Origin of the sequence: Streptomyces alanosinicus, from assembly GCF_014650595.1 — a bacterium.
In the GTDB taxonomy this organism is placed as follows: domain Bacteria; phylum Actinomycetota; class Actinomycetes; order Streptomycetales; family Streptomycetaceae; genus Streptomyces; species Streptomyces alanosinicus.
In genome coordinates this window covers 233,549-254,532 of sequence record NZ_BMVG01000006.1, presented here as the reverse complement: position 1 = coordinate 254,532, position 20,984 = coordinate 233,549, and the positions used below count along the sequence as shown (strand labels likewise).

At 68.7% G+C, this 20,984-nt stretch carries 19 protein-coding genes; 10 read left to right on the top strand and 9 right to left on the bottom strand.

Annotated elements, in window-relative coordinates; all coding sequences use genetic code 11:
- Positions 1-239: 239 nt before the first annotated feature.
- The 9 genes from rpmH to IE277_RS16275 all read left to right on the top strand — a co-directional run bounded on the left by rpmH (position 240) and on the right by IE277_RS16275 (position 7,250).
- Positions 240-377: a 50S ribosomal protein L34 gene (gene rpmH, locus IE277_RS16315; RefSeq protein ID WP_015659252.1), complete on the top strand. Its 138-nt coding sequence runs from the start codon at positions 240-242 to the stop codon at positions 375-377.
- A gap of 21 nt (positions 378-398) precedes the next feature.
- On the top strand, positions 399-770 hold the full coding sequence (rnpA, locus tag IE277_RS16310) for a ribonuclease P protein component (protein ID WP_189952975.1): 372 nt from the start codon (positions 399-401) through the stop codon (positions 768-770).
- The gene (yidD, locus tag IE277_RS16305; RefSeq protein ID WP_189952973.1) at positions 767-1,141 is read left to right on the top strand and encodes a membrane protein insertion efficiency factor YidD; all 375 of its coding nucleotides are present in this window, start codon (positions 767-769) and stop codon (positions 1,139-1,141) included. The genes rnpA and yidD overlap by 4 nt, the downstream gene beginning before the upstream one ends.
- A gap of 3 nt (positions 1,142-1,144) precedes the next feature.
- On the top strand, positions 1,145-2,422 hold the full coding sequence (gene yidC, locus IE277_RS16300; protein WP_189952971.1) for a membrane protein insertase YidC: 1,278 nt from the start codon (positions 1,145-1,147) through the stop codon (positions 2,420-2,422).
- Between the two features lie 15 nt (positions 2,423-2,437).
- Positions 2,438-2,950: a Jag family protein gene (locus tag IE277_RS16295; protein WP_189952970.1), complete on the top strand. Its 513-nt coding sequence runs from the start codon at positions 2,438-2,440 to the stop codon at positions 2,948-2,950.
- Between the two features lie 117 nt (positions 2,951-3,067).
- Entirely contained in the window at positions 3,068-3,784 is a 717-nt protein-coding gene (gene rsmG, locus IE277_RS16290; RefSeq protein ID WP_189952967.1) for a 16S rRNA (guanine(527)-N(7))-methyltransferase RsmG, read from the top strand.
- A gap of 362 nt (positions 3,785-4,146) precedes the next feature.
- The gene (locus tag IE277_RS16285) at positions 4,147-5,220 is read left to right on the top strand and encodes a ParA family protein (protein WP_189953306.1); all 1,074 of its coding nucleotides are present in this window, start codon (positions 4,147-4,149) and stop codon (positions 5,218-5,220) included.
- Positions 5,217-6,317, top strand: coding sequence for a ParB/RepB/Spo0J family partition protein (locus IE277_RS16280; protein ID WP_189952965.1), 1,101 nt, complete (start codon positions 5,217-5,219; stop codon positions 6,315-6,317). Before IE277_RS16285 ends, IE277_RS16280 begins: the two co-directional genes overlap by 4 nt.
- A gap of 315 nt (positions 6,318-6,632) precedes the next feature.
- Positions 6,633-7,250, top strand: a complete 618-nt coding sequence (locus IE277_RS16275) for a GNAT family N-acetyltransferase (RefSeq protein WP_189952963.1) — start codon at positions 6,633-6,635, stop codon at positions 7,248-7,250.
- Between the two features lie 96 nt (positions 7,251-7,346).
- Here the strand turns inward: IE277_RS16275 and trxA are convergent, their stop codons facing one another.
- From trxA to IE277_RS16240, 7 genes are all read right to left on the bottom strand, one after another.
- Positions 7,347-7,676, bottom strand: a complete 330-nt coding sequence (gene trxA / locus IE277_RS16270) for a thioredoxin (RefSeq protein WP_189952961.1) — start codon at positions 7,674-7,676, stop codon at positions 7,347-7,349.
- A gap of 71 nt (positions 7,677-7,747) precedes the next feature.
- Complete coding sequence (gene trxB, locus IE277_RS16265; RefSeq protein ID WP_189952958.1) at positions 7,748-8,695, bottom strand: thioredoxin-disulfide reductase; 948 nt, start codon at positions 8,693-8,695, stop codon at positions 7,748-7,750.
- Positions 8,696-8,852: 157 nt separating this feature from the next.
- Positions 8,853-9,818, bottom strand: coding sequence for an RsmA family anti-sigma factor (locus IE277_RS16260; protein WP_189952956.1), 966 nt, complete (start codon positions 9,816-9,818; stop codon positions 8,853-8,855).
- Positions 9,815-10,540: an RNA polymerase sigma factor SigM gene (gene sigM, locus IE277_RS16255; protein ID WP_189952954.1), complete on the bottom strand. Its 726-nt coding sequence runs from the start codon at positions 10,538-10,540 to the stop codon at positions 9,815-9,817. Before sigM ends, IE277_RS16260 begins: the two co-directional genes overlap by 4 nt.
- Before the next feature lie 26 nt (positions 10,541-10,566).
- Positions 10,567-12,285, bottom strand: coding sequence for a protein kinase family protein (locus tag IE277_RS16250; RefSeq protein WP_189952952.1), 1,719 nt, complete (start codon positions 12,283-12,285; stop codon positions 10,567-10,569).
- Positions 12,286-12,403: 118 nt separating this feature from the next.
- Positions 12,404-14,767 (bottom strand): murein biosynthesis integral membrane protein MurJ, encoded by a 2,364-nt coding sequence (murJ, locus tag IE277_RS16245; RefSeq protein ID WP_189952950.1) that lies wholly within the window; start codon positions 14,765-14,767, stop codon positions 12,404-12,406.
- Positions 14,768-14,812: 45 nt separating this feature from the next.
- On the bottom strand, positions 14,813-17,200 hold the full coding sequence (locus tag IE277_RS16240; RefSeq protein ID WP_189952948.1) for a DUF6049 family protein: 2,388 nt from the start codon (positions 17,198-17,200) through the stop codon (positions 14,813-14,815).
- Between the two features lie 298 nt (positions 17,201-17,498).
- Between IE277_RS16240 and IE277_RS16235 the strand changes: the two genes are divergently transcribed.
- Positions 17,499-18,941 carry a CCA tRNA nucleotidyltransferase gene (locus IE277_RS16235; RefSeq protein WP_189952946.1) on the top strand — a complete coding sequence of 481 codons (1,443 nt, stop codon included), beginning with the start codon at positions 17,499-17,501 and terminating at the stop codon, positions 18,939-18,941.
- A gap of 111 nt (positions 18,942-19,052) precedes the next feature.
- On the opposite strand, the gene IE277_RS16230 is transcribed toward IE277_RS16235, so the two are convergent.
- On the bottom strand, positions 19,053-19,547 hold the full coding sequence (locus IE277_RS16230; RefSeq protein WP_189952944.1) for an LppU/SCO3897 family protein: 495 nt from the start codon (positions 19,545-19,547) through the stop codon (positions 19,053-19,055).
- Between the two features lie 123 nt (positions 19,548-19,670).
- Positions 19,671-20,933: an MFS transporter gene (locus IE277_RS16225; protein ID WP_189952942.1), complete on the bottom strand. Its 1,263-nt coding sequence runs from the start codon at positions 20,931-20,933 to the stop codon at positions 19,671-19,673.
- Positions 20,934-20,984 lie beyond the last annotated feature (51 nt).

The window sequence follows — 20,984 nt, the reverse complement described above, 5'->3', positions numbered from 1 at the left end:
TTGTCCCCAGCCTGTGGATAGTGTCTCTCCGTGACCCTCGGTTTGACCGGATGGCGTAGCCCCGCGTACCGTAACCAGGTCGAGTTGTCGATGGCTGCTGCCGCCTGCCTCCGAAGGGCACAGGTCACTTCAGGTGATCGGGAAGCGGTGCACTCGGGCGTGACGCGAGCTACTCGTGGGCGCACGGTGACAGCCAGGACGGCACCCGCCACCACCGATTTGATTTCTGGAGCCCCCGAGTGAGCAAGCGCACCTTCCAGCCGAACAACCGTCGTCGCGCGAAGACCCACGGCTTCCGCCTGCGGATGCGTACCCGTGCCGGCCGCGCGATTCTCGCGAACCGTCGTGCCAAGGGTCGCGCCAGCCTGTCCGCCTGATCCCGATCAGGTCATGACGTCGTGCTGCCTACCGAGCATCGGCTGAGGCGGCGCGAGGACTTCGCGACCGCGGTCCGACGAGGACGCCGGGCAGGACGCCCGACTCTCGTCGTCCACCTTCGTAGCGGTGCCACGGACCCGCACGCGCCTGGGGAGAGCGCTCCCCCGACGCGTGCGGGTTTCGTCGTGAGCAAGGCGGTGGGTGGCGCGGTCGTGCGCAACACAGTGAAGCGCAGACTGCGCCATCTGATGCGTGACCGTATCGCCCTGTTCCCCCCCGGTAGCCTGGTAGTCGTACGAGCGCTGCCCGGAGCGGGCGACGCAGACCATGCACAGCTGGCCCGAGACCTGGACGCCGCTCTTCAGCGGCTGCTGGGAGGGGGCGCGCGATGAAGTACCCGCTGCTGGCTCTGATCAAGCTGTACCAGTGGACGATCAGTCCACTGCTGGGGCCGGTGTGCAAGTACTACCCGTCGTGCTCCCACTACGGCTACACGGCCATCGACCGGCACGGTGCGATCAAGGGAACGGCACTGACCGCCTGGCGCATCCTCCGGTGCAATCCGTGGTCGCTGGGCGGTGTGGATCATGTTCCGCCGCGCAAGCGCCCCCGGTGGCACGAAATGCTGCGCAACGCATGGCGCGCACGCAAGGGCGGGCCCTCCGCCGCCGAACCGGCCATCGAAGCGAAGCCCGAGAAGTCGTCTTCCGAGCTTCCTCCGAGCCCGGCCGCAGAGACCTCGTCCCATGCCCAAGGAGCATGATTAGTGGACACGATTGCCAGCCTCTTCAGCTTCATCACCACACCCGTCTCCTGGGTCATCGTCCAGTTCCACACGGTGTACGGCGCCATCTTCGGCCCCAACACCGGGTGGGCCTGGGGCCTGTCCATCGTGTCCCTGGTGATCCTGATCCGCATCTGCCTGATCCCGCTCTTCGTGAAGCAGATCAAGTCGACGCGTGCGATGCAGACGCTCCAGCCGGAGATGAAGAAGATCCAGGAGCGCTACAAGAACGACAAGCAGCGCCAGTCCGAAGAGATGATGAAGCTGTACAAGGAGACGGGCACCAACCCGCTCTCCTCGTGCCTTCCCATCCTGGCGCAGTCCCCGTTCTTCTTCGCCCTGTACCACGTGCTCAACGGCATCGCGACGGGCTCGACCATCGGCGTCATCAACAAGCCGCTGCTCGACAGCGCCCGTAAGGCGCACATCTTCGGTGCCCCGCTCGCCGCGAAGTTCACGGACAGCTCGGACAAGGTCGCCGCCCTGGGCGCCACCCTGACCGATGTCCGGGTCGTCACCGCGATCATGATCGTCCTGATGTCGGCCTCGCAGTTCTACACGCAGCGCCAGCTGATGACGAAGAACGTCGACACCACGGTGAAGACGCCGTTCATGCAGCAGCAGAAGATGCTGATGTACGTCTTCCCGGTGATGTTCGCCGTCTTCGGTATCAACTTCCCGGTCGGTGTCCTTGTCTACTGGCTGACCACCAACGTGTGGACCATGGGCCAGCAGATGTACGTCATCCGCAACAACCCGACCCCGGGTTCCAAGGCCCAGGCCGCCTATCTGGAGCGCCTGACGAAGCACGTCACGCACACCGGCAAGGTCCGTCGCCGCAGCGAGAAGACCATCGTCAAGGCGCTCGTCGCCAAGGGCCGGGACCGCAACGAGTTCGAGCGCAAGTTCATCAACGCGCTGAACAAGGCCGGCCTCGCCGCCCAGGCCGACGGCACCGTGGCGAAGAGCGTGGCCCAGGAAGCGGCACAGACCGAGGACGGCGTGGAGACCACCTCGGCGACCGCGGCCGGCGCCGCCGCCCGGCGTCAGCAGCCCAAGCGCCAGTCCAAGGCTCAGCGTCAGACCGGGCCCAAGCAGGCGGGCTCGTCCACCTCGCTGGAGAAGTCCGACGAGCCGCAGGACGCCAAGCCCGCCGCTGCCCAGCAGACCGAGAAGCCCGGCTCCGGCACCCGTAGCAAGGCCCAGTCCGGCCAGCGCAAGGGTGGCCCGCAGCGGCCCAAGTCCCCGTCCAAGAAGTAAGAAGGAGCCCATCCCGTGACGGAAGGCACCACCTCCGCCGCTGCCGAGGGTGCAGACACCCTGACCCGCCTGGAGCAGGAGGGTGAGATCGCGGCGGACTACCTGGAGGGTCTGCTGGACATCGCCGACCTCGACGGCGACATCGACATGGACGTCGAGGCCGATCGCGCCTCCGTGTCGATCATCAGCGACACCAGCACCCGGGACCTGCAGAAGCTGGTCGGCCGGGACGGCGAGGTGCTGGAGGCACTCCAGGAGCTGACGCGCCTGGCCGTGCACCGGGAGACCGGCGACCGCAGCCGGCTGATGCTGGACATCGCGGGGTACCGGGCCAAGAAGCGGGCCGAGCTGTCCGAGATCGGTGCCAAGGCCGCTGCTGAGGTCAAGAACACTGGCGAGCCCGTGAAGCTCAAGCCGATGACCCCGTTCGAGCGCAAGGTCGTGCACGACGCGGTCAAGGCCGCGGGACTGCGCAGCGAGTCCGAGGGCGAGGAACCGCAGCGGTTCGTCGTCGTGCTGCCCGCCTGATCGGCTCCCACGTTCCACCGGCCCCGTCTGTAGAGCAGACGGGGCCGAACTTTGTCAGCCTGGTAGTTCTGGTGGCCGGTGCGCGAAGCGCCGGCGCTGTACGGAAGGACGGTCCCCGTGACGGAGGCAGCGGAGCTTCCCCCCGCGCCCGAACAGGCGCGGGAAGTGTTTGGTGATCGCTTCGCCGATGCGGTCCGCTACGCGGAGCTGCTCGCCGAGGCGGGCGTGCAGCGCGGCCTGATCGGCCCGCGGGAAGTACCCCGCCTGTGGGAGCGGCACCTGCTGAACTGCGCGGTGCTCTCCGAGGCCGTCCCCGAGGGAGTGACGGTCTGCGATGTCGGCTCCGGTGCCGGGCTGCCGGGCATTCCACTGGCCCTGGTCCGCGACGACCTGAACATCACCCTGTTGGAGCCGCTGCTGCGGCGCACCACCTTCCTCACCGAGGTCGTCGAGCTGCTCGGCCTGGACCACGTCACCGTCGTACGGGGCCGCGCCGAGGAGGTTCTGGGCAAGCTCCCGCCGGTCCATGTGGTGACCGCCCGTGCCGTGGCCCCGCTGGACCGGCTGGCCGCCTGGGGCATCCCGCTGCTGCGCCCCTACGGTGAGATGCTCGCCCTCAAGGGGGACACCGCCGAGGAGGAGCTGAAGGCCGCGGCCACGGCACTGAGCAAGCTCGGTGCGGTGGAGACGTCCGTCCTGCATGTGGGCGAGGGCGTGGTGGATCCGCTGTCCACCGTCGTGCGGGTCGAGGTCGGCGAGAGCCCCGGCGGTGTGCGGTTCGCGGCCAAGCGGGCGAAGGCGGCCCGAACGGGCCGCCTTCGTCGGCGCCGGTGACTGCGGGATCGCTGAGCCCGAGGGAGGCGCCCGTGCTGCCGCCAGGCGTGGGCGCCTCTGATCCGTCCTGACGACGAGACGTACTCCACACAAGCTGCCAAACCTACGCAGGCCGGAGTGTCGCGAAGGTTCGGTCGCCGTCGCTGTGCATCGTGTTTCACGTGAAACGTCGCTCACTGCTGCACGGCATCATCAGTCGCGGCCGCGCCGCGGCCGAACCTCGCGACCGCAAGCCTCTCGGTTCTCTGGGAGAGAAACCCGCTTTGCAGGCCGCTCCGTCCCTCTCTCGGGGCACGGTGTTGTCCACAGAGGTGGATTTCTCCACAGAACACCAGGCCTCACTGGTTCACGACCCCGAAGGCATGGGAGGCTCTGTTCATTGCGAGCCTGAAGTCGAGGAGAGTGAATCCTTGCGGTCCGACGCCAACATCGCGGGACCGATGACCGATCCGGTCCCCGGTCCCCGTACCGAGTCGATGGGGGCGGATGTTTCACGTGAAACACCGCCTCCGATGGACGACACTCCCATCGGCCGTGCGGCCCAACTGGCGGTAGAGGCTCTCGGCCGCGCCGGCGAAGGTCTGCCGCGACCGGAGCAGACCCGAGTCATCGTGGTCGCCAACCAGAAGGGCGGCGTCGGCAAGACGACGACGACCGTCAATCTTGCCGCCTCGCTGGCTCTGCACGGGGCCCGCGTCCTGGTGATCGACCTCGACCCACAGGGCAACGCATCCACGGCCCTCGGGATCGACCACCACGCAGAAGTTCCTTCCATCTACGACGTGTTGGTGGAGAGTAAGCCCCTCGCCGAGGTCGTCCAACCCGTCCCTGACGTGGAAGGTCTCTTCTGTGCTCCCGCCACCATCGATCTCGCCGGTGCGGAGATCGAGTTGGTGTCGCTGGTTGCCCGTGAGAGCCGGCTGGAGCGCGCGATCCAGGCGTACGAACAGCCCTTGGACTACGTCCTCATCGACTGCCCGCCTTCGCTCGGCCTGTTGACCGTCAATGCGCTCGTGGCGGGCCAGGAGGTCCTCATCCCGATCCAGTGCGAGTACTACGCACTGGAGGGTCTGGGCCAGCTACTGCGCAACGTCGACCTGGTGCGGGGGCACCTCAACCCCACGCTGCATGTGTCGACCATCCTGCTCACCATGTACGACGGCCGGACGCGTCTCGCCTCCCAAGTCGCAGAAGAGGTGCGCACCCACTTCGGCGACGAGGTGCTGCGGACGAGCATTCCCCGCTCGGTCCGTATCTCCGAGGCGCCGAGCTACGGGCAGACGGTGCTGACTTACGATCCTGGATCGAGCGGTGCCCTCTCGTATCTTGAGGCGGCCCGAGAAATCGCGCTGAAGGGCATCGGCATCAGCTATGACGCGAGCCAGGCCCATATCGGTGCCCAGAACGACCCGAGCATGGTGGAGGGGATCCAGTGAGTGAGCGACGGAGGGGGCTGGGCCGTGGCCTTGGCGCATTGATCCCCGCTGCCCCGACCGAGAAGACCCCGGCTCCGGCCGCGTTGGGAGGCGGAGCCTCCACCTCCCCCGCAGCCGTCCCGGTGCTGACGAGCGACCGCGGAGTGGCCGCTGCGAAGGTGGCCACACTGCCGCCTGTTTCACATGAAACCGAGGAGCCACCGGCAAGCCCCGTGATGGACACGCCCGCTCCTCCGGTGGGGGCGCACTTCGCCGAGATCCCTCTCGACGCGATCTCGCCCAACCCGCGTCAGCCGCGTGACATCTTCGACGAGGATGCGCTGCACGAGCTGGTCACCTCTATCAAGGAGGTCGGCCTCCTGCAGCCCGTCGTCGTACGGCAGCTGGGGCCCGGTCGCTATGAGCTGATCATGGGCGAGCGCCGCTGGCGCGCGTGCCGTGAGGCCGGCCTGGATGCCATCCCCGCGATCGTCCGGGCCACGGAGGACGAGAAGCTCCTTCTGGACGCGCTGCTGGAGAATCTGCACCGGGCTCAGCTGAACCCGTTGGAAGAGGCCGCCGCCTACGACCAGCTGCTGAAGGACTTCAACTGCACGCACGACCAGTTGGCCGACCGGATCGGGCGCTCCCGGCCCCAGGTCTCCAACACGCTGCGTCTGCTGAAGCTCTCGCCGACGGTCCAGAAGCGAGTCGCCGCCGGAGTCCTCTCCGCCGGTCACGCCCGGGCACTGCTGTCCGTGACGGACCCCGAGGAGCAGGACCGGCTGGCTCATCGCATCGTGGCCGAGGGGCTGTCGGTGCGAGCCGTCGAGGAGATCGTCACCCTGATGGGCTCGCGGCCCCAGAAGCCGCAGCGCTCCAAGGGGCCGCGCGCCGGCTCTCGTCTCTCCCCGGCGCTGAACGATCTGGCGTCCCGTCTGTCGGACCGTTTCGAGACCCGGGTGAAGGTCGACCTCGGCCAGAAGAAGGGCAAGATCACCGTCGAGTTCGCCTCCGTGGACGATCTCCAGCGGATCCTGGGCACCCTTGCTCCCGATGAGGGCCCGGTGCTGCACCAGGAACTGCAGGAGGAAGTGGCGGACGACCAGGAGGGCTGAGTCTGACCCTCTTGGTGTGCAGGGAGCGGACTGTGTCCGGTGTGTACCGGAACACGGCCCGCTCTTTGCTTTGAGGCGGTATCGAGCGAATCGCATCGTGGATACGATGCGAACGGGTATGGCGCATCCACCGGACAGCATCTGCATCTCTGAGTGGGGAGTCGGGGCCATGCGATCGATGAGCCGCACCGGACTGGTGAGCGCGGGCCTGAGCCTTGGAGCGGTCGGCGGATTCGTCGGCAGCTTGCTCAGGGAGCGAAGCGCTCTGACAGCCGCTCGTGGTGCGGCGGGCGAAGGAAGTGAGGAACAGCCTTCATGGGGCGTCGGCTCGTGCCGCTCACGCTGGACAACCTTCAGGACCTTCCCCCACGCTGTCGCTCGTGCGTCTTCTGGGAGCTGGACCCCGTCAGCGGAGAAGCGGCGGTAAGGGCGGGCACCTCGGCGCTGGAGAAGGAGGGCTGGATCTCGGCCGTCCTCTTGGACTGGGGGTCGTGCGGTCGGCTGGTGTACGTCGATGACGTGCCGGTGGGCTTTGTGCTCTACGCCCCTCCGGCCTATGTCCCGCGCTCGGCGGCCTTTCCCACCAGTCCCGTCTCACCGGACGCCGTGCAGCTGATGACGGCATTCGTCATGCCCGGCTATCAGGGGCAGGGGCTGGGCCGGGTGCTGGTGCAGACGGTCGCCAAGGATCTACTACGCCGAGGCTTCAAAGCCATAGAAGCCTTCGGTGACGCCCGCTGGAAGGAACCCGCCTGCATGCTGCCGGCGGACCATCTGCTGGCCGTGGGCTTCAAGACGGTCCGGCAGCATCCCACGCACCCGCGGCTGAGGCTGGAGCTGCGCTCGACGCTCTCCTGGAAGGAGGACGTGGAGCTGGCACTCGACCGGCTGCTGGGAGCCGTCCAGAAGGAGCCTGCGCTGCGACCGCTGTAGCGGGCGAGGCGGCGGTGGGCGCGGGAGTCAGTCGAACGACCTCATGCAAATGGGCCAACCCACAAGGGCTGGCCCATTCGTGTTTCACGTGAAACGTCACTCGGCGATGAAGTCCTTGAGGTCCTTCTCGATGGCCGCCTTCGGCTTGGCACCGACGATGGTCTTGGCGACCTCGCCGTTCTGGTAGACGTTCAGCGTCGGGATGGACATCACGCCGTACTTGGCAGCCGTGGCCGGGTTCTCGTCGATGTTGAGCTTGACGATCTCGATCTTGTCGCCGTGCTCCGCAGCGATCGCCTCCAAGGAGGGGGCGATCTGACGGCACGGCCCGCACCAGGCAGCCCAGAAGTCCACCAGGACGGGCTTGTCGTTCTTGAGGACGTCCTCGTCGAAGGATGCGTCGGTCACGTTCTTCAGGTTGGCCACAGCGGGCTCCTCGATTCGCTCTTGCGGTGGGGCGGGGAAGGGGAAGGTCAGACCGCAGCGGTCTTCTGGGACTAGGCCTTGTCCTCGTCCGCAAGGGCGGCGAGGAAGCGCTCGGCGTCCAGAGCGGCGGAGCACCCGGTGCCGGCGGCGGTGATCGCCTGGCGGTAGGTGTGGTCGACCACGTCACCGGCACCGAAGACACCGGTCAGGTTGGTCTGGGTGGACGGAGCGGCGACCTTCAGGTAGCCCTCGTCGTCCAGGTCCAGCTGGCCCTTGAACAGCTCCGTGCGCGGGTCATGGCCGATCGCGATGAACAGACCCGTCACGGGCAGTTCCGACAGCTCGCCGGTCTTGACGTTGCGCAGCTTCAGACCGGAGAGCTTCTGGTCACCCTGGACCTCGGCGACCTCGCTGTCCCAGACGAACTTGATCTTCGGGTCGTTGAAGGCACGCTCCTGCATCGCCTTCGATGCACGCAGCGAATCCCGGCGGTGGACGATCGTCACGGACTTGGCGAACCGCGAGAGGAAGGTGGCCTCCTCCATCGCGGTGTCACCGCCGCCGATCACGGCGATGTCATGGTCCTTGAAGAAGAACCCGTCACAGGTGGCGCACCACGAAACACCGCGGCCGGAGAGGGCGTCCTCGTTGGGCAGGCCCAGCTTGCGGTGCTGGGAGCCCGTGGTGACGATGACAGCCTTCGCCTTGTGGACCGTGCCTGCGGTGTCGGTGACAGTCTTGATCTCACCGGTGAGGTCGACGGAGACGACGTCGTCCGGGATGAGCTCGGCACCGAAGCGTTCGGCCTGCGCCCGCATGTTGTCCATGAGCTCGGGGCCCATGATGCCGTCGCGGAAGCCCGGGAAGTTCTCCACCTCGGTGGTGTTCATCAGCGCGCCACCGGCGGTGACGGCGCCCTCGAACACCAGGGGCTTCAGCGACGCTCGCGCGGTGTAGAGCGCGGCCGTGTAGCCTGCGGGCCCGGAGCCGATGATGATCACGTTACGGACGTCGCTCACGGCTTGATTCCTTGTCTCTGGTCTGCGTCAGTCGACCGGTGCGAGCCCGTTTCCGGACTCTCACCCCACCCAACGGATCCTACGGGGCGTGCATTCCCGGTGTGTCAGGGCACACGCCCCTTGCGCGGGGACTGACAGAAGCAGGGGTCCAGCTGACTCAGGGACGGGGGAAGGAATGCTTCAGAAGTACCGTGCCGGCGGTCCCGGGAGGTTGCCGGGTGCAGGCCGCATCGACGATATAGGCCGTTACCTGGGTGCGGTCGTCGGTGTCGGGCATCACGACCAGATAGGCGGACTTCCCGTCGTACATCCCCGTCTTGGCGCCAAGGACGTCGTCGCCCCGGTGGAGCGCCGCCCGGACGCAGTCAGGGACGGCGACATCCGTCTGGATCAGGGTGTTCGCACTGTCGCTCGACCGAGGGGTGTTCTGCTGGGACTCAAGGCCTGAGCGGGGCCGCTGGCCGTCGGATCCCCGCGGGGACTTCTTCGTGGTGGTGAGCAGATCCTTCACCTGGCTCTGGACGCTGGTGCCGGAGAAGGGCTCGGCGGACGGCGTCGGCCTTCCGTGTGCGGTGGCGGTGTCAGAGGAGTGGTCGCCGAGCGACTGCAGTACCAGCGACCCGGCCCCGAGGACAGCCGCGGTAAGAACAGCCCCGAGAACCACACGCCTGCGCCGCGGCCCTCGCGCCCGGCCCTTGCGTCCGGGACCGGTCGCCGCCTGAGGACGTCCGGCGGGCCGGTCTGAGGGAATCGCTGTTTCACGTGAAACATCGATTCCCTCCGTGTCCGCACGGCCCGGCTTCGTCATGTCTTCACGGCCCGGCTCCGGCCTTGAGGAGACATGGGTGCTCAGCGGGCCCGGAACGGAGGCGCTGAGCAGTGCCTCCGCGGCCAGGGCGGCATCGATACGACCGGCCACATCGGCCGGCATGCGCTCCGCTCCCGACACGGATCCCAGCAGTCCCCGGATCTCCTCCAGCGAGGCATGGACGTCCTCGCACAGCTCACACGTCTCCAGATGACGGCGTACGTCCGTGCTGCGGCCCGGTGGGAGAAGGCCTTCGGTGAGGTCGGAGATCTCCACGACGTCCGGGTGCCCGGCCGTGTCTGTCGTCGACGTCACGCTCGCCCACCTCCGCCCTTCACTACGGCTGAATCACTCGGTCGCGTGCCCTCAGGGGTCTCCTTTGAAGACCCCGTTGCCGGTGGGACGGATGTCCCGTGCACCCGGTTCCGTCCCGCGCCGGGTTCTTTTGCGCTTCCCGAGCCTTCGGGCCGGAGATGGGAGAGGAGAGGCAGCAGCCGGGCTCTGCCCCGGGCGCACCGGCTCTTCACGGTGCCCGTCGGTACCTCCAGGATCCGGGCGGCCTCGGCCACCGGATATCCCTGCATGTCCACCAGGACCAGAGCAGCCCGCTGCTCGTGCGGAAGCGTGCCCAGCGCTTCGAGCAGCTGGCGGTGCACGTCGTTGCGCTCGGCCGGCGCCGAGGCCGACTCATGCGGCTCCAGCAGCTGCTCCAGCCGCTCCGTGTCGTCCACCGGTGAGGTCTTCCGCGAGGCCACCTTGCGGGCACGGTCCAGGCAGGCGTTCACCGTGATCCGATGCAGCCACGTCGTGACCGCCGACTGGCCCCGGAAGGTGTGGGCGGCCCGGTAGGCCGACACCAGGGCGTCCTGGACCGCGTCGGCGGCTTCCTCGCGGTCCCCCAGGGTCCGCAAGGCGACGGCCCACAGCCGGTCCCGATGCCGCCGCACGATCTCCCCGAAGGCATCGGGGTCGCCTTCCACGTGGCGAGCGAGCAGGTCCGTGTCGCCCACTGCGTCGTATGCGGCGCCCTCCGCCATCTGCCCCCTCCGGTCCGGGTGAGATGTCAGCCCGTGAACTGCACTTCGCCGATGGCCTGCTTGTAGCCGGCGCCGCCGTACAGGACGGGGTCGTACCCCGATTTCGGCATGGCCGTCAGCCAGACGAGGACGTACTGCGTCTTCACCGACTTGGTGACCTTCACCGTAGCGGTTTTGTCGGTGGTGGTGATGTGGCCGAGCTGCTGCATCGAGTCCAGTGACGACGGTGTCAGTGAGTCAGCCGCATACAGCTCGATCGTCGTGTGGTCACCGGCATAGCGCATGTCGAGGGTGGCGGCGCTGAACTTCTGCGGCGAACCGAGGTCGTAGACGATGCCGACACCGGGCTTGAGCGGCGCGATGGGCGGGCCGGCGTTGAAGCTCCTCGTCCGCCAGTACGTCGAGGCGTTGCCGTCGTAGGTCTTCTGGACGTCGTCCGGGTGCTGGGCGCCTCCCTCGGCGATGAATTCCCGGCTGCCCTCGATCTTTATCGGCGTCGGCTTGGTCTTCGAGGCGCCCTTGTCGCCGTCGTCCGTCTGCTGGCTCTTGTCGGAGTCGGACTTGCCGCCCTGGTCCATCAACGCGTCCGCCAACTGCCAGCTGCCCAGGCCGAGCGCGGCGATGAGGAGCGCCGACACCGCCCACTTCAGGGCCTTTCCCGTGCGGCTCTGCAGCGGGGGCGGCGGGGGTGCGATCGGCTGGGTGGCACCGGGGCGCGGCGCCGGGCGGCCGTAGGAGCCCTGCTGGTACGTCGTGCGCTGGTAGTCCGGCGGTGCCGTGAACGCGGGCTCCGGCGGCCGGATACGCGGCATCTCACCGATCGCCTTCACCAGCTCCTCCGGCGTGGTGCACGGAGCCTCGTGCCGGGACGCGGTGGCGCCGTCGTTGGCGAGGGCACGCATGGCCAGCTCGGACAGGCCCCGGTGCACACCGGCCCGCACCTGGTCCGGCGCGATGAGGCCGACGCCCTTGGGGAGCCCGGAGAGGCCGTAGGCGTCGCTCTCGTACGGCCAGCGCTGGGTCATTGCCGCGTACAGCAGGGCGCCGATCGCCTCGGTGTCGGTGCGCTGTGGGGTGTCGGAGCTGATGCCGCGCAGGGCGGCGTTCACGGCGAGGCCCCGGATGCGCCACTGCCCGGTCGAGGTGCGCAGCACGGCGTTCGGGTTCAACCGCAGATGGGCGAGGCCCTCGCGGTGGGCGGCGGCCATCGCCGAGGAGACCTGGCTGACCATCTGGTAGGCGTCGTGCGGCTCCAGCGGGCCGGGGGCCAGGAGCGTGGTCAGCTCGGTGGCGTCGGGCAGCCATTCGTGCACGACGTAGACGAGGTCGTTCTCCTCGACGGCGTCCAGGACCTGGACGAATCGGGGATCACCGAGCAGCGCGGAGGAACGGGCGGCAGCCAGGACGGAACGGGCCCGTGTGTGGTCCGCGGGCAGGATGTGGACGCCGACGGCTCGACGGAGCATCTCGTCGACCGCACGCCAGCTGCTGAATCCGTCCAGACGGGTGACGCACTCCTCCAGCCGGTAGCGTCTGGCGAGCTTGTGACCGCTGTGCAGCTCGGGAGGCGAGGTCTTCTTGCCGGGACCCTCGGTCCCGGCGCTCCCCTGTGCCTCGTCGCTGTCCGTGTCCCGCTCCGGGTTCTTGGCCACCCCGTCGGCCGTGGACTGGTCCGCCTTGGCGGTCAGCGGCTGCTCGCCGCTGTTGTCTGCCACGTCGACGGCAGCCGTGGTCCGTTCCGCCACCGTCGTCCCTGCCTCCCCATCCGTTGCACGCTGTCCGACGCCGAAACCAATTGTGCCCACAGTCCGCTGCTATGCACGACACACGACGACGGACGATGGTTGTGCGCCTACCCCCGCCTCAGCGGCCCAGACGCCCGCGGACCATGCCCACGAGCGAGTTCAGTTCCTCGATACGCATCCGCCGGGCGGCTACGAAGAAGACGCCGAGCAGGACGGCACCGCCCGCGACCAGCGAGGCGAAGGAGCCGATGACGCCCTGGCCGAGAGTGTGCCCGATGCCGTAGCAGGCCGCGCCGCTGAGCAGAGCGGCCGGCACCGAGGCGATGCACAGGCGCGCATACGTCCGCATCACCCGGACACCGTCCAGATCACCGCCGAGCCGCGTGCGCAGCCGCCGCCAGGCGACCCCCACACCGATCGCGTAGGCGAGGCCGTACGCCGCCGCCATGCCGGCGACTGCCCAGCGGGCGGGCAGCAGGAAGTAGCAGAGCGCCGAGGCGCCCGCGTTCACGGCGGCGACGATGACGGTGTTGTAGAAGGGCGTGCGGGTGTCTTCGTAGGCGTAGAAGGCGCGCAGGACGACGTACTGCACCGAGTACGGGATCAGGCCGAGGCCGAAGGCCATCAGCATGTAGCCCATGTTGGTGGCCGAGTCGGTACCCGCGGAGCCGAAGATCAGCGTGCACATCGGAATGGCGAGGGCGAGGAAGCCGAAGGCGATCGGGACGATGGCGACCGCGGTGGTGCGCAGGCCCTGGGAGATGTCGTCGCGGACGGCGCCGGCGTCGCCCTCGGCGGCCGAGCGCGAGATACGCGGCAGCAGGGCGGCCATCAGGGAGACCGTGATGATGGCCTGCGGCAGGCCCCAGATCAGCTGGGCGTTGGCGTAGGCGGCGAAGCCGGTGCCCTTGATGCCGGAGTGCTCGCCGGCGGCGGTGGACAGCTGGGTGACGACCATCGCGCCCGCCTGGTTGGCGAGGACGAACAGCACCGTCCACTTGGCGAGCATCGCGGCCTTGCCCAGGCCGTGGCCCCGCCAGTCGAACCGCAGCCGGATCCGGAAGCCCGTTTCGCGCAGATACGGAATCATCGCCAGTGCCTGGACGACCAGGCCGAGCAGCACACCGACGCCGAGCAGGCGCTGACCCTCCGGCGGGATGGTCGAAACCGTCATGTGGGAGTTGGCGGCGGTGCCGTAGACCCAGATGAACATGCCGAGCGTCACGATGATGACGATGTTGTTCAGGACCGGGGTCCACATCATCGCGCCGAACTTGCCGCGCGCGTTGAGGATCTGCCCCATCACCACATGGATGCCCATGAAGAAGATCGAGGGCAGGAAGTAGCGGGTGAAGGTGACCGCCACCTCGTTGGCCGCCGGGTTGGTGGCGACCGGGTTGGACAGCAGACGTACCAGCAGCGGCGCCGCGAACATCGCGAGTCCGGTGAGTGTGGCCAGCGCCACCATCACGAGGGTCAGCAGACGGTTGGCGAACGCCTCGCCGCCGTCCTCGTCCTCCTTCATGGAGCGCACGAGCTGCGGCACGAAGACGGAGTTGAGGCCGCCGCCGACGGTGAGGATGTAGATCATCGTCGGCAGCTGGTAGGCCACCTGGAACGAGTCGGCGAGGAAGCCCAGCCCCAGTGCGGCGGCGATCAGCGCGGAGCGGATGAAACCGGTGAGGCGGGAGACCATCGTGCCCGCCGCCATGACGGCGCTGGACTTCAGCAGACCCCCGGCCTTGCCGCTCTTTTTCACGGGCGCGGCGGAAGCCGTGGGAGCGGCCGGCACCGGCTCCGCGTCCCTGTGCGGACCGGCGGGATCCGGCGCGGCGGCCGGGGAGGGCACCGGCGGCTGCGCCGGGTTCCCCGGGGCAGCCGGGTAGGAGGCCTCGGCGTACGGGTTGCCCTGCTGCGGGCCTTGGCCGTGCGCCGGCGGGTAGGCCGCGGCGGCACCGTACCCGATGCCCGGAGCGGCGGCCGGGCCGGAGAAGCCCGGCGGATCCATGGGTGCCTGCCCGCCGCCCTGCTGCTGGTCCTTGAACAGGTGCGCGAAGGCGTCCGGCTCGTGACGCTCCTCACCCGAGTGCGTGACCAGGTCGTCCACGCCCACGAACTGGGTTGTGCGCGGGTCGTCGCCGTACGGCAGGTACGGGGTCGCGCCCTCCGGCTCCGGCGCCGGCGTCTGCGCCCACACCCGCGGATCGGGCGCGTGCGGCGACTGGGCGGGCCGGCCGTAGAGCGGCTGCTGGTCGTAGCTGCCCGGCGGGGGCGGCGGGTGCGCGGCGCGGTCGTAGAGCGCCTCGGCGACCGGGTCCTGAGCGGTCAGATCCTGCGCACGGTAGGGGTCGTGGTCGTAGGCGTCCTGGAGATACATGTCCGCCGGTTGCTGCGGCGGCACCTGACCGGGCTCGGGCGGCGTCTCGGGGTAGCCCGAGCCGGCCGCGCCCTGGCCACGATCACCGTCGTACGGCGCGTTCATGCTTACCCCACCTCATCGTCCCGGGCCCACCGGCCACGACATCGCTCAACGGTCCACTCTCTCACCCGTCCCGGACGGGTCGGTGCTTTCCGGTGCGGTGTCCGGCGCAGGGTCACTCGGGTGCTCCGGGGCTTCCGCCCCGGAGGGGGAGCTGGATTCCTCCGGTTCCTCCGGCTCCTGCGGGAGACGGTCCGAGGGGGCGTCGGGGTTCCCGGGCTCGTCGGTGCCCTGCTCCGCCGTGCCGGGACCGTCCTCCTCCGTCTGACGGGCCGCGGCGCGCTTGCGCTGTGTGTACATCCGGAAGCCGGCGAGGACGAGCAGGAGCACACCGCCGCCGATGACCAGCATCACGGTGGGCGTGATCTCCGTGACCTTCACATCGAAGCTGACGGCGTCGCCGTACCGCTGGCCGTCCTCGGTGTACAGCTGGGCAACAACTGTGACCCGGCCGTTGGCGTTGGCCGAGGTGGTGAACTTCACGGACTGGCTGTGTCCACCGGAGATCTCGACCGGCTGCTCGGAGTAGGCTTTGCCGCCGATCTTCAGCCGGGTCGGCATGCTGGAGGTGAGGCGCAGGACCAGATGGCCGACGGGCTGGACGAGGTTGTTCTGGACGGTCACCGGGATGGTGGCGCTGCGGCCCGAGAGCTTGGTCTCCGACTTGTCGATCAGCTTGACCTGGTCGGCCAGATCATCGAGCCAGTGCTCCACGCCGTTCCGGAAGCCCTGCGCCTGCGCGTCCCTGCCCCGCCACGACGCGGACATCTCACGGTTTATGGCCCGCCCGAACGGTGTGACGACGCGGGACTGGTCGGAGAGGATCACCTGGAAGCTGTTCAGCTTGTCCTGGGTGCGCGCGATCTGCGCGAAGGCATCCTGCGGCAGCTCCTGCGCGCGCAACGACGAGGGGTAGGAGGACGCCGACGGGATGGCCGTGGTGGCGTTCGGGTCGGGCTTGTCCTTGGCCGCCGCGCCGAGGTCCTGGGACTGTGACCAGTTCCCGTCCTGGAGCGCCCGCAGCGCCGTCGCCATCGCCTGCGCCTGGCTCGCCGTGGGCATGCGCTGCGGGGCGACGACGATGCTGCGCTCCTTGTCCGTCTGCGCGTTCACCTCAAGGCTCTGGGCCAGGAACTCCTGCACGGCCAGCGTGGTCGAGCCCGCCTTCGTCAGATCGCCCCCGAACGCCGTGGACAGCCGCGCGTCGGAGACCACCGCCGTGGTGCCGCCGCCGACCGGGCGGGCCGCGGAGGGGGTGTACGGCAGCCCGGCGGTCTCCTGGAGGCTGTCACTGCGGGCGATCACGCGGTCGGCTCCGGCGGAGGTCGCGACCTTCATGATCGACGGGTCCACTGCGCCGTCCACCGGCCAGGCGAAGTCGGTGGTCGGCGTCACGTGCAGCACAGTGTTGACGGTGATGGCGGCGACGTCGGTGGCGTCCTTGAGATGGCTGAGCGAGCCGGTGACGCTGGTGCCGTTGTGCGCGAGGGACGCGAGGTCCGGGTCGGCGAAGGGCAGCGCGACCACCTCCTTGCCCGTCACCGCGTCCTGGAGATCCGCCAGCCACTGCTTGGCGATCGCCTGGCGGTCCTTCGGTCCGGGTGTGGTGGTGTCGCCGTCGCCCGGCAGCCGGTAGTTGCCGGTCGCCATCGCGTCCACCGAGGCCAGCAGGTCCGGGTCGATCACCCAGGTGACGTCGAGGTCCTTGCCGAGCGCCACCATCTGCGCCAGTCGGCCGCCGGGCGCCAGCTCCTTGGCCAGGTCGTCGTTGAGGAACACCGGCGTCTGGAGTTCACCGGCGCCCGTCTTGGCCGTCATATGGACGTTGGAGATCAGCGGCCACAGGAACGTCGTCTTCGTCTTGGTGTCGGCCTCGGAGGGCTGCCAGGGCAGGAAGGTCCGCTGGATGCCGAGCATCTGGTCCCACTGTTGTGCGGCGGTCTGGCCGGAGAGGGAGACGTCGAATTCATAGACGCCGTCGTCGTCGAGGCCGAGCTTGTCCGTGGGGACGGAGATGCTGAAGTGTTCCGCGACGCCCGGGGGCAGCTGGGCGAACTTCTGCACGTACTTGCCGCCGACCTCGGAGCCGCCGCCCTGCAGGTCGGCCGAGTGCCGGGAGACGGCGTCGATCGCCGAGCGGGTGTCCAGCAGAGGGCCGACCCCCAACCCCACGTGGGCGTCGGTGACGGTCTGCCTGCCGTTGTTGGTCACCGTGCCCGACACGGTCACCGTCTCCCCGTCCGTGGGGGCACTGGGGGTCAGCGAGTCCACGGAGACGGACACCGCGCCCCTGGAGGCGGCCTGGGCGGGCGCCGCGGCGGTCAGCTGGAGCAGCCCGGCCAGCAGTGGCGCACCGGCGAGCAGCGCTCCGCTGCGCCGTAGCCACCGGCGGGCAGGTGAGGCACTGGTCCCCTGGAAGTGAGCCGCCTCGGCCACGCGCTCGTCCGTCCCTCGTCGTCGTCAGTGGTCGTCGGAATGTGCGTCCACGCATGGTAACGATGCGCGCTGAGGGGAAGTGCCGCGGTCTCCATCACAAGATCGAGAAGATCGGCAACCCGTCCTCTATATCCAGTATCGAGTGGAGAGCTTCCGTAGGCCGCGAGAGCGGCGCTTGCGGCGGGTATGCCAGGAGCGTCCACGGCCCCTGCCGGGGCCGCTGCTGGAGGGAGCCTGAGCCGCCCCTGCGGGAAATGGAGGGCGTCCCTGGTCGTCGGGGCACGTACCCTTTTCTGTTGTGCCGAACCCCAACGAAGACACTCCCTCTGCCCTGAGCCAGGCGCAGCAGCGCGCGGTCACCGAGCTGCTGCGGGTGGCCCCCGTCGCCGACGATCTCGCCCGCCGATTCCAGGCGGCCGGGTTCTCCCTCGCCCTGGTCGGCGGGTCGGTGCGCGACGCGCTGCTCGGCCGACTCGGCAACGACCTGGACTTCACGACCGACGCCCGCCCCGAGGACGTACTGAAGATCGTCCGGCCCTGGGCGGACGCCGTCTGGGAGGTCGGTATCGCCTTCGGCACCGTCGGCGCGCACAAGGGCGGCTACCAGATCGAGATCACCACCTACCGGTCCGAGGCCTACGACCGCACCTCGCGCAAGCCCGAGGTGTCCTACGGCGACTCGATCGAGGAGGATCTGGTCCGTCGGGACTTCACGGTCAACGCGATGGCGGTGGCGCTCCCGGAGAAGGAGTTCATCGACCCGCACGGGGGCCTGGAGGATCTGGCGGAGCGGGTGCTGCGGACGCCGGGTACGCCCGAGGCGTCGTTCTCGGACGATCCGCTGCGGATGATGCGGGCCGCCCGGTTCGCCGCCCAGCTGGACTTCGAGGTCGCCCCCGAGGTCGTCACCGCGATGACGGGGATGGCGGAACGCATTGAGATCGTCTCGGCCGAGCGGGTCCGGGACGAGCTGAACAAGCTGATCCTCTCCGTGTACCCGCGCAAGGGTCTGGCGCTGCTCGTCGACACCGGGCTCGCGGGCCATGTGCTGCCCGAACTGCCGGCGCTGCGGCTGGAGAGCGATGAGCACCACCGGCACAAGGACGTCTACGAGCACACACTGATCGTGCTGGAACAGGCGATCGCACTGGAGCAGGACGGTCCTGATCTCACGCTGCGGCTGGCCGCGCTGCTGCACGACATCGGCAAGCCGCGCACGCGTCGCTTCGAGAAGGACGGCCGCGTCTCCTTCCACCACCATGAGGTGGTCGGCGCCAAGATGACCAAGAAGCGCATGACTGCCTTGAAGTACTCCAATGACTTGGTGAAGGACGTCTCGAAGCTGGTCGAACTTCACCTGCGCTTCCACGGCTACGGCACCGGAGAGTGGACGGACTCGGCGGTGCGCCGCTACGTCCGTGACGCGGGCCCGCTTCTGGATCGCCTGCACAAGCTGACTCGCTCGGACTGCACCACCCGCAACAAGCGGAAGGCGGCCGCGCTGTCCCGGGCCTACGACGGCTTGGTGGAGCGCATTGCCCAGCTCCAGGAGAAAGAGGAGCTGGACGCGATCCGCCCGGATCTCGACGGCAACCAGATCATGGAGATCCTGGGTGTTGGCCCCGGTCCTGTCGTCGGCAAGGCGTACAAGCACATGCTGGAGCTGCGCCTTGAGCACGGTCCGATGGGGTACGACATGGCAGTGACGGCTCTCAAGGACTGGTGGGCCGAGCAGAACTGAGGCAGCGAAACGGGGTCATGTTTCACGTGAAACATGACCCCGATGCGTGACCCCGATGTGTAGAGGGCGGTGTTTCACGTGAAACACCGCCCTCTACACACCCCCGAGCGCTTACTTGTTGTCTCCCAGGCAGAGGACGAAGGAGTCGCTGCCTTCCTTCCACTCGATGGCAGCGGTCGTTCCCTGGACCGACTGGCAGGCGAGCGTGGCGATGCTGGTGCCGCCGTCCTTCTTGAGCACCTTGTAGTCCGCCTTCGGGTCGCTGCAGTCCAGCTTCTGGACATCCACGTGGCTGTTGGATCCCTTGTTCGTCAGGCAGTCACCGACAGCCAGCTTCTTGGCGTCGTCGTCGTGGTTGAGCCACCAGCCGGCGGCTATGACGATCAGGGCGACGATGGCGCCGACTGTGCGCACGTACTGCCTGATGCCGCGCTTCGGCCGCTGAGGAGGCATCGGTGCATACGGCGCCGCGCCCTGCTGGGGGAACCCGGGCTGGCCCGGCTGCTGCGGGTAGCCGCCCTGCGGCGGATACGGGGCCTGGGGCTGACCGTACGCCTGCTGGCCCTGCGCGAACGGGTTCTGGCCCTGGGGCGGCGGAGTCGTCACTTGGATCCCCCTAGAAGAGTGTGGTGAGCTGCGCGCATGTGAGGCGCATAAGACGCACGTAAGTTACCGGCCTCCGCCGACACTCCTGTACTCCAGGGGGACTCTGTGGCTTTGATGTGACACTCAGCGGTGTTCAAAGCGGGCCATAGCCCCAGCAACCGCTCCGTAGATGACGGCGACGGTGACGACCAGCGTGACTGAGCGGCCGTCAGGCGGCAGTATCAGGGCGGCTACTGCTGCGGCGCCGACGAAAGCGATGTTGAACAGCACGTCGTAGACGGAGAAGACGCGCCCACGGAATCCGTCGTCGACCGAAGACTGCACAACCGTGTCGGTCGCGATCTTCGCTCCCTGGGTGGTCAGCCCCAGGACGAAGGTCGCGACCAGCATGGGGCCGACGGCGAAGGGGAGCACGAGGGCGAGTTCCAGGACCGCGGCTGCCATGGCGCACACGACGATCCAGCGGCCCGGGCCGAGCCGCCCCGCGGCCCAGGGCGTCACCACGGCCGCCGCGAAGAACCCGGCGGCCGAGGTACCCAACGCCAGCCCCAGCAGGCGCAGTCCGTCGTCCGGATTAGAGGCGAAGGCATAGCGGCACAGCATCAGCAGCATGACCAGCAGGGCGCCGTAGCAGAACCGCATCAGCGTCATCGTGACGAGCGCCCAGGCGGCCTCCCGGCGTTTCGGGCCGACGAGATGGCGTACGGCTGCCGCCAGGTCGCGGGCAGTGCCGGTGAGCGCCGTCGCCAGGCGGGGCTGGACCAACGCGGCGTCCGGCCCCAACTGCCCCGGCGCGAAGCTCAGGGACGCGAGCGCCGCGCACAGGTACAGGACGGCGCCCAGCAGGACCACCGCGGCGTCGGAATCCGACGCCACCAGCCGTACGACGAAGGCGAGGCCGCCGCCCGCGGCCGCGGCGAGCGTACCGGCGGTCGGCGAGAGGGAGTTGGCCATCACGAGGCGCTCGTTGTCGACCACGCGCGGGAGCGAGGCGGACAGGCCCGCGAGGACGAAACGGTTGACGGCGGTGACGCACAGCGCGGAGACGTAGAAGAGCCAGTCCGGGACAGGGGTGAGGATCAGCACGGCCGTCGCCGACGCCAGCAGAGCGCGCAGCAGATTGCCGTACACGAAGACCTGCCGGCGTCGCCAGCGGTCCAGCAGGACGCCCGCGAACGGGCCGACCAGGGAGTAGGGGAGCAGCAGGACCGCCATCGCCGAGGCGACGGCGGTGGCCGAGGTCTGCTTCTCCGGGGAGAAGACGACGTACGCGGCGAGCGCGACCTGGTAGACGCCGTCGGCGCCCTGGGACAGGAGACGGACGTACAGCAGGCGTCGGAAGTACCGCAGGCGCAGCAGGACGTGCAGGTCACGGACGACGGGCATGGGGCACAGCCTCACATATGCGGAAGGTCCCCGGGTCAGTGGACCCGGGGA

Bases quoted from the DNA above. Each gene is read 5' to 3' on its own strand.
- yidD (WP_189952973.1), top strand. From the start codon at position 767: ATGAAGTACCCGCTGCTGGCTCTGATCAAGCTGTACCAGTGGACGATC.
- IE277_RS16285 (WP_189953306.1), top strand. From the start codon at position 4,147: ATGGGAGGCTCTGTTCATTGCGAGCCTGAAGTCGAGGAGAGTGAATCC.
- IE277_RS16275 (WP_189952963.1), top strand. From the start codon at position 6,633: ATGGGGCGTCGGCTCGTGCCGCTCACGCTGGACAACCTTCAGGACCTT.
- sigM (WP_189952954.1), bottom strand. From the start codon at position 10,540: ATGGCGGAGGGCGCCGCATACGACGCAGTGGGCGACACGGACCTGCTC.
- murJ (WP_189952950.1), bottom strand. From the start codon at position 14,767: ATGAACGCGCCGTACGACGGTGATCGTGGCCAGGGCGCGGCCGGCTCG.
- IE277_RS16225 (WP_189952942.1), bottom strand. From the start codon at position 20,933: ATGCCCGTCGTCCGTGACCTGCACGTCCTGCTGCGCCTGCGGTACTTC.